At 59.3% G+C, this 11782-nt stretch carries 12 protein-coding genes and 1 pseudogene; 6 read left to right on the top strand and 7 right to left on the bottom strand.

Annotated features, from left to right (window positions below; translation table 11 throughout):
- Positions 1 to 55: 55 nt before the first annotated feature.
- Complete coding sequence (pyrE, locus tag AC1DLB_RS09200) at positions 56 to 700, top strand: orotate phosphoribosyltransferase (RefSeq protein WP_018927484.1); 645 nt, start codon at positions 56 to 58, stop codon at positions 698 to 700.
- A gap of 91 nt (positions 701 to 791) precedes the next feature.
- Here pyrE and AC1DLB_RS09195 read toward each other — a convergent pair whose 3' ends face one another.
- The 5 genes and pseudogenes from AC1DLB_RS09195 to coaBC all read right to left on the bottom strand — a co-directional run bounded on the left by AC1DLB_RS09195 (position 792) and on the right by coaBC (position 5568).
- Positions 792 to 1052, bottom strand: a complete 261-nt coding sequence (locus tag AC1DLB_RS09195) for a hypothetical protein (protein ID WP_477743566.1) — start codon at positions 1050 to 1052, stop codon at positions 792 to 794.
- A gap of 196 nt (positions 1053 to 1248) precedes the next feature.
- Entirely contained in the window at positions 1249 to 2154 is a 906-nt protein-coding gene (gene argB / locus AC1DLB_RS09190; RefSeq protein ID WP_018927486.1) for an acetylglutamate kinase, read from the bottom strand.
- Positions 2155 to 2179: 25 nt separating this feature from the next.
- Positions 2180 to 3556, bottom strand: a pseudogene (locus AC1DLB_RS09185) (phosphomannomutase/phosphoglucomutase); the annotation flags it as partial.
- 342 nt (positions 3557 to 3898) lie between these two features.
- A complete protein-coding gene (gene dut, locus AC1DLB_RS09180; RefSeq protein ID WP_018927488.1) occupies positions 3899 to 4354 on the bottom strand; it encodes a dUTP diphosphatase in 456 nt (151 codons plus the stop codon).
- Positions 4355 to 4359: 5 nt separating this feature from the next.
- Positions 4360 to 5568, bottom strand: a complete 1209-nt coding sequence (coaBC, locus tag AC1DLB_RS09175) for a bifunctional phosphopantothenoylcysteine decarboxylase/phosphopantothenate--cysteine ligase CoaBC (RefSeq protein WP_019650096.1) — start codon at positions 5566 to 5568, stop codon at positions 4360 to 4362.
- 135 nt (positions 5569 to 5703) lie between these two features.
- Here coaBC and radC point away from each other — a divergent pair, with 135 nt between their 5' ends.
- Positions 5704 to 6378 (top strand): RadC family protein, encoded by a 675-nt coding sequence (gene radC / locus AC1DLB_RS09170; protein ID WP_086944350.1) that lies wholly within the window; start codon positions 5704 to 5706, stop codon positions 6376 to 6378.
- A 64-nt stretch (positions 6379 to 6442) separates the two neighbouring features.
- Here radC and AC1DLB_RS09165 read toward each other — a convergent pair whose 3' ends face one another.
- Positions 6443 to 8029: an ABC transporter substrate-binding protein gene (locus AC1DLB_RS09165; protein WP_477784899.1), complete on the bottom strand. Its 1587-nt coding sequence runs from the start codon at positions 8027 to 8029 to the stop codon at positions 6443 to 6445.
- A gap of 447 nt (positions 8030 to 8476) precedes the next feature.
- Between AC1DLB_RS09165 and rpmB the strand changes: the two genes are divergently transcribed.
- Together rpmB and rpmG are read left to right on the top strand one after the other, a co-directional pair.
- Positions 8477 to 8710, top strand: a complete 234-nt coding sequence (rpmB, locus tag AC1DLB_RS09160) for a 50S ribosomal protein L28 (protein WP_018927492.1) — start codon at positions 8477 to 8479, stop codon at positions 8708 to 8710.
- 11 nt (positions 8711 to 8721) lie between these two features.
- Positions 8722 to 8877 (top strand): 50S ribosomal protein L33, encoded by a 156-nt coding sequence (gene rpmG / locus AC1DLB_RS09155; protein ID WP_003177274.1) that lies wholly within the window; start codon positions 8722 to 8724, stop codon positions 8875 to 8877.
- An 84-nt stretch (positions 8878 to 8961) separates the two neighbouring features.
- Here rpmG and AC1DLB_RS09150 read toward each other — a convergent pair whose 3' ends face one another.
- Positions 8962 to 9324, bottom strand: coding sequence for a cupin domain-containing protein (locus tag AC1DLB_RS09150; RefSeq protein ID WP_018927493.1), 363 nt, complete (start codon positions 9322 to 9324; stop codon positions 8962 to 8964).
- Positions 9325 to 9560: 236 nt separating this feature from the next.
- On the opposite strand from AC1DLB_RS09150, the gene AC1DLB_RS09145 reads away from it, so the two are divergent.
- Together AC1DLB_RS09145 and AC1DLB_RS09140 are read left to right on the top strand one after the other, a co-directional pair.
- The gene (locus AC1DLB_RS09145) at positions 9561 to 11084 is read left to right on the top strand and encodes an aldehyde dehydrogenase (RefSeq protein ID WP_477784898.1); all 1524 of its coding nucleotides are present in this window, start codon (positions 9561 to 9563) and stop codon (positions 11082 to 11084) included.
- Between the two features lie 27 nt (positions 11085 to 11111).
- Positions 11112 to 11782: MFS transporter (locus tag AC1DLB_RS09140; protein WP_477784897.1), on the top strand; the 671-nt coding region annotated here is incomplete at its 3' end.

Here is an 11782-nt window from a genome sequence, read left to right as displayed (position 1 = left end):
ATGATACACGGCGTCTACCTAATTAGCTAAATCCGTGGTATTTGGGGTTTTTTTCATGCAAGCGTATCAACGCGATTTCATTCGTTTTGCCATCGATCGCGGCGTTTTGCGCTTCGGTGAGTTCACCCTGAAGTCCGGGCGCACCAGTCCATACTTCTTCAATGCCGGCCTGTTCAACTCAGGGAAGGCCCTGGCACAGCTGGGCCGTTTCTATGCGGCAGCCATCGTCGAGAGCGGTATTTCCTTCGACGTACTGTTCGGCCCGGCCTACAAAGGCATCCCGTTGGCGGCAGCCACCGCCGTGGCACTGGCCGAACATCACGACCGTGACCTGCCATGGTGCTTCAATCGCAAGGAAGCCAAGGCCCACGGCGAAGGTGGCAGCCTGGTTGGCGCGCCATTGACTGGCGACGTGCTGATCATCGACGACGTGATCACCGCGGGCACCGCCATCCGCGAAGTGATGCAGATCATCGCTTCCCAGGACGGCGCCAAAGCTGCCGGTGTGCTGATCGCCCTGAACCGTCAGGAGCGTGGCAATGGTGAGTTGTCGGCCATCCAGGAAGTGGAACGTGACTTCGGCATTCCGGTGATCAGCATCGTTTCGCTGAACCAGGTGCTGGAGTTCCTGGCTGACGATCCGCAGCTCAAGCAACATTTGCCTGCGGTTGAAGCCTACCGCGCCCAGTTCGGCGTGTAATCACGCTCCCACAGGGATTGCAGACAGCAAAAGACCCCGCTCAGCATGTTGAGCGGGGTCTTTTGTTTATGTATGGCCCAGTCCCCCAGCATTATTTTTTGCTGGTGCTGCTGAATGTCTCGGCTTTTTTGATCCCGCTGGGTTCATTGGTTTTCTCCGGGTACGGATCAGCCACAGCATCGCCCTGGCCAGTCAGAATTCTCCAGCCATGACGGGTGTGTGCGGTCTTGCGGAGTTGCGGGCAGGGCGGCATCGATGTTTTGCCCTGATTCGAGTATTCGTGACCGCAATCGACACAGGCATCGGTGCCAGGTGAAACATCGCTGCCGTAAGGGACGTAGTCTTTTTGCATGGGTAGACCTCCTGTGGATTCAGAGAAGATCCTATGCAGATTGCTTCCTTCGTGAAGTCGGACGTTTCGCCCAATCAGGTCAGGCATTTCCGGCGCGCATAAAAAAGATCGCAGACTTCGTCAGCTCCTACAGGTTTTTCGTACATCCGAAATCCGTAGGTGCTGCCGAAGGCTGCGATCTTTTTAAGGTTTTGAATCAGGGACGCTTGCGATTGCTGATCAGCGTACCCACACCGGTGTCGGTGAAGATTTCCAGCAGAATTGCATTTGGCACCCGACCATCAATGATCAGCGAGCTGCCCACGCCACCCTGTACCGCTTCCAGCGCGCAACGGATCTTCGGCAGCATGCCGCCGTAGATGGTGCCGTCGGCGATCAGGTCGTCGACTTGCTGGGTGCTCAGGCCGGTCAGGACCTTGCCGCTCTTGTCCATCAGGCCGGCAATGTTGGTCAGCAGCATCAGCTTCTCAGCTTTCAGAGCCTCGGCCACTTTACCGGCCACCAGATCGGCGTTGATGTTGTACGACTCGCCGTTGGCACCGACGCCGATCGGCGCGATCACCGGAATGAAATCGCCTTTGACCAGCAGGTTCAGCAGGTCGGTGTTGATCCCGACCACTTCGCCGACGTGGCCGATGTCGATGATTTCCGGCTGGGTCATCTCAGGGGTCTGGCGGGTGACGGTGAGCTTCTTCGCGCGAATCAGCTCGGCGTCTTTACCGGTCAGGCCGATGGCGCTGCCGCCGTGACGGTTGATCAGGTTGACGATGTCCTTGTTGACCTGGCCGCCGAGGACCATTTCCACCACGTCCATGGTCGCGGCGTCGGTGACGCGCATGCCATCGACAAAGTGGCTCTCGATCGACAGTCGCTTGAGCAGGTCGCCGATTTGCGGGCCGCCGCCGTGAACCACCACCGGGTTGATGCCGACGGCTTTCATCAGCACGATGTCGCGGGCGAAGCCGGTTTTCAGCTCCTCGCTTTCCATCGCGTTGCCGCCGTATTTGATCACCAGCGTCTTGCCGACATAGCGGCGAATGTAAGGCAGCGCTTCGGACAGGACCTTGGCGGTGTTGGCGGCGGCTTCGCGTTCGAGGGTCATTCAGGGCTCCGGGTGCTTCAATAGATCAAAACGGTAGTTGGAGATCAGGTGCAACGCGCTTCAGCTGGACGTGGAATACATCCTTGATGCGCTGCAATTCAGCCTCGTCATCGGCCTCGAAGCGCAGCACCAGCACCGGTGTGGTGTTGGAGGCGCGAACCAGGCCCCAGCCTTTGGCATAGTCGACTCGCACGCCGTCAATGGTGGTCAGGTCGGCGCCTTCACCCCACTGTGCGTCGTGCAGTGCATCAATGATGCTGAATTTGCTCTCTTCGGTCACATGGATATTGATTTCCGGCGTAGAAATATCGTTCGGGAAGGTCGCGAACAACTCTTCCGCGGTGGATTTCTCTTTGCTGAGGATCTCCAGCAGCCGCGCGGCGCTGTAAATGCCGTCGTCGAAACCGAACCAGCGCTCCTTGAAGAAGATATGCCCGCTCATTTCGCCGGCCAACAGGGCGCCGGATTGTTTCATTTTCTTTTTGATCAGCGAGTGACCTGTTTTCCACATCAGTGGGCGACCGCCATATTCTTTGATCAGCGGGATCAGGCGACGGGTGCATTTGACGTCGAAGATGATTTCCGCGTCGGGGTTGCGTGCTACCACATCCTTGGCGAACAGCATCAGCAGGCGGTCCGGGAACACGACGCTGCCGGTGTTGGTGACCACGCCCACGCGGTCGCCATCACCGTCGAAGGCCAGGCCCAGGTCGGCGTTGGTTTCCTTGACCTTGGCGATCAGGTCTACCAGGTTTTCCAGCTTGCCCGGGTCCGGGTGATGGTTCGGGAAGTTGCCATCGACATCGCAGAACAGCGGGATGACTTCGCAGTTCAGGGCTTCGATCAGTTGCGGGGCAATCACGCCGGCCGCGCCATTGCCGCAATCGACCACCACTTTCAGGCGGCGGGCGAGTTTGATGTCCTGGACGATTTCGGTGTTGTAGCGGTCGAGGATCTCGACCTTGGTGATGCTGCCCTTGCCGCTGCTCAGGTTGTTGGTCTTGAGGCGGTCGTGCAGGGCCTGGATCTGTTCGTTGGCCAGGGTATCGCCAGCTATGACGATCTTGAAGCCGTTGTAGTTCGACGGGTTGTGGCTGCCGGTGAGCATCACCCCGGATTTGCCGGCCAGTACGTTGGCGGCGTAGTACAGCGCTGGCGTTGGCACCAGGCCGACGTCGCTGACGTGGCAACCGCTGTCGGCCAGGCCCTGAATCAGTTGTTCCACCAGTTCCGGGCCGGACAGGCGACCGTCGCGGCCGACGGACACATTGGGCTCGCCCTGGGCCAGGCTCTGGGAGCCGATGGCGCGGCCGAGCCAATAAGCCGTTTCCGCGTTCAAGAATTCCGGGACGGTGCCACGAATGTCGTAGGCGCGGAAGATGCTGTCGGGGAACTTGGGTGCGACTTGGGCTGGGGTGCTCATCTGTAGGAATGCTCCATCTCGAAAGTGGCTAGACCTGCCGGCGAAGAACTCGTCGGCTGGCTCGGACTGAAGGGTATGACGGCGTTTTCCGCAGAGAGTTCGTGGTGCGAAAAGGCCATGTCACCAATGTCGACGAGTATTGGGTCGATCAATGCCTTGATTTTCAGTGGTAAACCTTCCAGATGACGTCTGTGTGATTTGTGGCGAGGGAGCTTGCTCCCGCTTGAATGCGCAGCACTCACAACGTCGGCAATAGTTGCCAGAGTCGTGGGGCCGCTACGCTTTCCAGCGCGAGCAAGCTCGCTCGCCACAGAGGGCATATCAGTGACTGCCTGAATGTCCGAACCCGCCAGTGCCGCGCTGGGTTTCGACGAACTCTTCGACCATTTCGAAGTGCGCTTGAACCACTGGTACCAGAACAAGTTGTGCGAGGCGTTCGCCAACGACCATGTTGAAGTCGGTCTGGCCACGGTTCCAGCACGAGACCATCAGCGGGCCCTGGTAATCGGAGTCGATCAGGCCGACCAGGTTGCCCAGCACGATGCCGTGCTTATGGCCCAGGCCTGAGCGCGGCAGAATCAAGGCCGCCAGGCCCGGATCGCCGATGTACACCGACAGGCCGGTAGGGATCAGCAGGGTCTCGCCCGGCTTGATGACAGTGTCTTTTTCCAGCATGGCGCGCAGGTCGAGGCCGGCGGAGCCGGGCGTGGCGTACTGCGGCAGCGGAAATTCGCTGCCGATGCGTGGGTCGAGGATCTTGGCTTGCAAAGCGTGCATGTAAATTAAACCTGGTTCAGACGTTCGGCGATAAAAGTGATCAGCTGGCGGGCAATCTTGCCTTTGCTGGTCTGGGCAAAAATAGTGGCGTGCAGCTCACGGTCGATCACGCTGCAGGCGTTTTCTTCGCTGTTGAAGCCAATACTCGGGTTGGCGACGTCGTTGGCGACGATCAGGTCGAGGTTCTTGTCTTTCAACTTGCGGGCAGCGTAGTCGAGCAGGTGTTCGGTTTCGGCGGCAAAGCCGACACTGAACGGACGGTCGGGACGGGTGGCGATGGTGGCCAGAATGTCTGGGTTGCGTACCATCTGTAGCAACAAGCCGTCGCCGCTTGTAGGGTCTTTCTTGAGTTTCTGTGGGGCCACGACTTCCGGGCGGTAGTCCGCGACCGCCGCCGAGGCGATAAACAGGTCGCAAGGAATCGCGGCTTCACAAGCGGCGAGCATGTCCCGGGCGCTGACCACGTCGATGCGGGTGACGCGATCCGGGGTCGGCAGGTGCACGGGACCTGTGATCAGGGTCACGCGGGCGCCGGCTTCTACCGCGGCTTCGGCCAGGGCAAAGCCCATTTTGCCGGAGCTGTGGTTGGTGATGTAGCGCACCGGGTCGATGTTTTCCTGGGTCGGGCCGGCGGTGATCAGCACGTGTTTGCCGGTCAGCGCCTGGCGCTGGAAGCAGTCTGCCGCGCACTGGGCGAGGTCGGTGGCTTCGAGCATGCGGCCCATGCCGACGTCGCCGCAGGCCTGGCTGCCGGAGGCCGGGCCGAAGACTTTGAAGTCGCGGCTTTCGAGGGTTTGCAGGTTGGCCTGGGTCGCCGGATCGCGCCACATGGCCTGATTCATCGCCGGCGCCACGGCGACTACCGCGTCGGTGGCCAGCACCAGCGTGGTCAGCAGGTCGTCGGCAATGCCTTGGGCCAGGCGAGCGATCAGGTCCGCAGTGGCAGGGGCGATCAATACCAGATCGGCCCATTTGGCCAGTTCGATGTGGCCCATGGCGGCTTCGGCCGCCGGGTCCAGCAGGTCCAGGTGGACCGGGTGCCCGGACAGGGCCTGCATGGTCAGCGGGGTAATGAATTCGCTGCCGCCACGGGTCATGACCACGCGCACTTCGGCGCCCTGGTCGATCAGGCGGCGAACCAGCTCGGCGCTCTTGTAGGCAGCAATGCCGCCGCCGACGCCCAGAACGATGCGTTTCCGATACAGCCGCTGCATAGGTCTGCCTTTCATTTCGTTGATGACTGCATGGCGATACCCCCTCCCCAGGGGTGAAATCGCCCGCAAAAAAGATGGGCTACGATATCACAGCGACCGCTACGGAACAGCGGCGCCCACTTACATGGAGGTGTTATGAGCATTCGCGATTGGCCAGCGGCGGAGCGACCGCGGGAGAGGTTACTTGAGTTGGGTTCGGCGAGTCTTTCGGACGCCGAGTTGCTAGCGATTTTTTTACGTACCGGTGTATCGGGTAAAAGTGCAGTAGATCTGGCACGACATCTGCTGAGTCAGTTTGGCAGCCTGCGTTCACTGCTCGAAGCCGATCAAACTGCGTTCAGCAGGCAATTGGGGCTCGGGCCGGCGAAATTCGCTCAGTTGCAAGCGGCACAGGAAATGGGCAGGCGGCATTTAGCCGAACGTGCGCGCCAGAAATCGGCACTGGAAAATCCGCAGGCGGTTCGTGATTACCTGAAGTCGATGCTGCGCCATGAGCCTCACGAGGTATTCGGCTGTCTGTTTCTGGATTCAAAACATCAAGTGCTGACCTTTGAAGTGCTGTTTCGCGGCTCCATCGACAGTACCAGTGTCTATCCAAGACAAGTGGTTAAACGCGCTTTGGCCCACAACGCCGCAGCGTTGATCCTCTGCCACAACCATCCGTCGGGTAACTCCAATCCCAGTCAAGCCGACCGGATGCTGACCAAGCGCCTGCAAGAAGCGCTGGACCTGATCGATGTGCGGGTGCTCGACCATTTCATCGTCGGTGATGGCGATCCGTTGTCCATGGCCGAGTACGGGTGGATGTGAAGAGGAAAGGCTAGATGAGTCACTGTGAGCGAGCCTGCTCCCACGGCTTTTGTGGTGACGCTGATTACTTGAAGTTGACCTTGGAGTAATCCTGCCGGCCAAACGGGCTGACCCGATAACCCTCGACGTCTTTGCGCGTCAGGGCGAAGGCCGTGGGGTGGGCCAGTGGCAGCCACAATGCCTGTTGCTGTATTTGCGCCTGGGCCTGTTCGTAGAGCTTGGTGCGTACACCTTGCTCGCCAGTGGTCTTGCCGGCGCTGATCAGCTTGTCCAGATCCTGGTTGCAGTAACGGGCGAAGTTGGTGCCGGCTTTGATCGCCGCACAGGAAAACTGCGGCGTGAGGAAGTTGTCCGGGTCACCGTTGTCGCCGGCCCAGCCCATGAACAGCAGGTCATGCTCGCCGGCCTTGGCGCGGCGAATCAGTTCGCCCCATTCGATCACGCGGATCTCTGCTTGAATGCCGATTTCCGCCAGGTCGGACTGAAGCAATTGCGCACCGAGGCTCGGGTTGGGGTTCAGCAGGCTGCCGGAAGGACGGGTCCAGATGGTGGTCTGGAAACCGTTCTTGAGTCCGGCCTTGGCCATCAATGCCCGGGCTTTCTCGACATCATGCGGGTAGCCCGGCAAGTTTTTGGCATAGCTCCAGGTGTTGGGCGGATAGGGCCCATTGGCAGGTTCGGCGGTGTCTTCGAATACGGCCTTGAGGTAGTTGGCCTTGTCGAACGCCAGGTTGATTGCCTGGCGCACTTCCGGCTTGTCCAGCGGCGGATGTTGGCTATTGATGCCGACGAATGCGGTCATGAAGGCGTCAGTCTTTTCCACCTTCAGGGTCGGCTCCTGCTTCGCAGCCTGCACGTCCAGCGGTTTCGGCGACAGGGCGATCTGACACTCGTTGCGGCGCAATTTCTGCAAGCGCACGTTGGCGTCCGGGGTGATCGCGAAGATCAACGGGTCCACCGATGGCTTGCCCTGGAAGTAGTCGCGGTTGGCCTTATAGCGAATCGAGGCATCTTTCTGGAAACGCGTGAAGATGAACGGGCCGCTACCGATCGGCTGGCTGTTGAGCTTCTCCGGAGTGCCGGCCTTCATCAGTTGCTCGGCGTACTCGGCCGAATAGATCGAGGCGAAGCCCATGGTCAGGGTCGRCAGGAACGTCGAGTCCGGGTGATCGAGGGTGAAGCGGATGGTGAGCGGGTCCAAGGCGTCGATCTTTTTGATCAGTGTCGGTAACTGCATCGACTGAGCGTGCGGGAAGCCGCTCTGGGCGATTTTGTGCCATGGGTTTGCCGGATCGAGCATGCGGTCGAAACTGAATTTCACGTCTTCGGCGGTCAGGTCGCGCGTCGGGCTGAAATACTCGGTGCGGTGAAATTTCACCTGCGGATGCAACTTGAAGACGTAGGTCAGGCCGTCGGGCGTGACGTCCCAGCTGTCCGCGAGGCTGGCGACCACTTTGCCGCTGGCCGTGTCGAAGTCCACCAGGCGGTTCATCAGCACGTCGGCCGAGGCGTTGGTGGTGGTCAACGAGTTGTATTGCACCACGTCGAACCCTTCCGGACTGGCCTCGGTGCAGACGCTCAGGGCGGCGGCATGGGCCAGGGGGCTCAGCAGAAGCGGGGCGAGCAACAGTGGTAGGGCAGCGAGGCGCATGGTCGGATTCCTTTACAGATCGAAGGCCCATCTGCAAGTGCAGTCTGGAAAAGGCTTACCCTAGTGGGCTCTTTTGCAAATGACTATCCCCTTTTTCATTTTCAGGGGAGTATGGGCGATTGTTTTCGGTGAGTGACGGTTGAGAAAAACCCTGAATTGGCCCGTTGGCCGATTCTCTGCGACGAGCGGTCGCTATCGGGCTTAGCCTTTGCCCAAGGCGCTCGGCGCCCGAAAAATCGGGTTTTTATCAACTCAATTCACACCGGTTGTTGTTGCTCTCTGGTCTTTCTGGTATAAAGCAGCGCTCTTTTCTAGGGGCCCGGTTCCTTCGTTTGTAGGTGTAGCCGGTAAGACCCTTAAAGAAACGCGGCGCCTGGCGCCAAATGACTGAGAGATTAAGCGGCCAACCCATGCCGGGTTGGGCATGTGGTTTTAGAGGGCTGAGGCATGTCGAGAGTCTGTCAAGTTACCGGTAAGGGTCCGGTGACTGGGAATAACATTTCCCACGCAAACAACAAAACCCGTCGTCGTTTCCTGCCGAACCTGCAGCATCACCGCTTCTGGGTTGAGTCCGAGAAACGTTTTGTGCGTCTGCGCGTATCTGCCAAAGGCATGCGTATCATCGACAAGCGTGGCATTGATGTCGTGCTGGCCGAAATCCGTCGCGATGGCAAGATCTAAGGGAGCTAATCATGCGTGAATTGATTCGTTTGATTTCGAGCGCCGGTACTGGTCACTTCTACACTACCGACAAGAACAAGCGCACTACTCCGGACAAAATCGAGATCAAGAAATATGATCCGGTTGTTCGTAAGCACGTGATCTACAAAGAAGGCAAAATCAAGTAATTGATTTTTCCTCCTTACGAAAAAGGCCCGTATCGCGAGATACGGGCCTTTTTTGTTGCCTGTCGGTTCAAGCGGCACAAACCCTCAAGCCTTCTGTTCAAACACCACATAAATCTTGCGGCACGGCTCCAGCACTTCCCAGGTGCCTTTGAAACCGGCCGGAATCACGAAGCGATCGCCCACGCGCAGGGTCTTGGCGCCGCCGTTGTCATCGCGAAGCACTGACACCCCCTGAACGATTTCGCAGTATTCGTGTTCGGTGTAGTTCACCCGCCACTGACCGACTTCGCCTTCCCAGACACCTGCACTCATCTGGCCGCACGGGCTGTTGTAGTGGTTGTACACCGTTTGTTCGGGGTCGCCCTTGAGGACTTTGGCCGGGTCTGGCCGATAGCGATCGGGCTGGGTGGTGGCCTGACTGAAATCGACGATATCCTGAATGCTCATGTTGGTATTCCCACGTGATTGCGGCGCGACTGACTGGAAAGTTGAAAGTCTATGTTTATTAAAATGAACATCGCAAGGCCATTTAACGGCCCTTTGTCAAATATATTGAAACTTCACCCGTCGCTGGTTTAGGGTAACGGTTGCCTTGAGCCGAAAAGCAGGCTGGCCGGGCAGAATTCCTGACARCACCCGCGAAGAGCGCGGGCGCTCGTATTCAATAAGAGGAGGACACTCGTATGACCACCCTGACTCGTGCCGACTGGGAACAACGGGCTCGCGATCTGAAGATCGAAGGCCGTGCCTACATCAATGGCGAATACACCGATGCAGTCTCCGGTGAAACGTTCGAGTGCATCAGCCCTGTCGATGGCCGTCTGCTGGGCAAGATTGCCAGCTGTGACGCCGCCGACGCCCAGCGCGCCGTGGAAAACGCTCGCGCCACGTTCAATTCCGGCGCCTGGTCGCGCCTGGCGCCGACCAAGCGCAAAGCCACCATGATTCGTTTTGCCGGCCTGCTGAAACAGCACGCCGAAGAGCTGGCCCTGCTCGAAACCCTGGACATGGGCAAGCCGATCAGCGATTCCCTGTACATCGACGTTCCTGGCGCGGCGCAAGCCCTGAGCTGGAGTGGTGAGGCCATCGACAAGCTCTACGACGAAGTCGCCGCCACCCCGCACGATCAGTTGGGGCTGGTGACTCGCGAGCCGGTCGGTGTGGTCGGTGCGATCGTGCCGTGGAACTTCCCGTTGATGATGGCCTGCTGGAAACTCGGCCCGGCGCTGTCCACCGGTAACTCAGTGATCCTCAAGCCTTCGGAAAAATCGCCGCTGACGGCTATTCGTATTGCAGCGCTGGCAGTTGAAGCCGGCATCCCGAAAGGTGTGCTGAACGTGCTGCCGGGTTACGGTCATACCGTCGGCAAGGCCCTGGCCTTGCACAATGATGTCGACACCCTGGTGTTTACCGGTTCGACCAAGATCGCCAAGCAACTGCTGATCTACTCCGGCGAATCGAACATGAAGCGTGTCTGGCTTGAAGCCGGTGGCAAGAGCCCGAACATCGTGTTCGCCGATGCGCCGGACCTGCAAGCCGCCGCCGAATCGRCTGCCAGCGCTATTGCCTTCAACCAGGGCGAAGTCTGCACCGCCGGTTCGCGCCTGCTGGTCGAGCGTTCGATCAAAGACAAATTCCTGCCACTGGTGATCGAAGCCCTCAAGGCCTGGAAGCCGGGCAATCCGCTGGACCCGGTGACCAACGTCGGTGCGCTGGTGGATACCCAGCAGATGAACACCGTGCTGTCCTACATCGAATCCGGTCATACCGATGGCGCCAAGCTGGTGGCTGGCGGCAAGCGTATTCTTCAGGAAACCGGGGGCACCTACGTCGAGCCGACGATTTTCGACGGTGTYAGCAACGCGATGAAAATTGCCCAGGAAGAAATCTTTGGCCCGGTGTTGTCGGTGATCACTTTCGATACCGCCGAAGAAGCCGTTGCGATTGCCAACGACACCCCTTACGGCCTCGCGGCGGCAGTATGGACCACGGACATCTCGAAGGCCCACCTCACCGCCAAGGCATTGCGTGCGGGTAGCGTTTGGGTCAACCAGTACGATGGCGGCGACATGACCGCGCCGTTCGGTGGCTTCAAACAGTCCGGGAACGGTCGCGACAAGTCATTGCACGCGTTCGACAAGTATGTTGGATGTGATGGCCTCTTCGCGAGCAAGCCCGCTCCCACATTTACTTTGTGCGGCCAGTAAAAATAGCAATCCACAGGAGCGTGGAACATGCGTTGGGCGACTTATTTCGCCGTCTTGGCGTCTGTCTTGAGTGTCGGCCTGGCCCTGGGCGTCAGCATGCCGTTAGTGTCGCTGCGCCTGGAAGGCTGGGGTTACGGCTCGTTCGCGATTGGCGTGATGGCGGCGATGCCGGCCATTGGCGTGTTGCTGGGGGCGAAGATCTCCAGCCATCTCGCGGCCCGTCTTGGCACGGCCAATCTGATGCGCCTGTGCCTGTGGGCCGGGGCGGTGTCCATCGGCTTACTAGCGCTATGGCCGAGCTACCCGATCTGGCTGGTGCTGCGGTTGATGATCGGGGTGATCCTGACACTCGTCTTCATCCTTGGTGAAAGCTGGATCAACCAACTGGTGGTCGAGCAATGGCGCGGCCGATTGGTAGCGCTGTATGGCAGCAGTTATGCGCTGAGTCAGCTGGCCGGGCCGCTACTGTTGGGGGCGTTGGGCACCGAGCACGATTACGGTTTCTGGGTGGGCGTCGGTTTGCTGATGACGTCACCGTTCCTGCTGCTGGGCCGTAGCGGAGCGCCCACCAGTGAGGCCTGCAGCGTGACCCTCAACGATTTGCTGAACTTCTGCCGCGGCCTGCCGGCAATTGCCTGGGCGGTGTCGCTGTTTGCTGCGTTCGAAGCGATGATCCTGACCTTGTTGCCGGTCTACTG

This window comes from Pseudomonas sp. 05N434, assembly GCF_056396965.1.
This window is presented reverse-complemented; position numbering and strand designations above follow the sequence as displayed.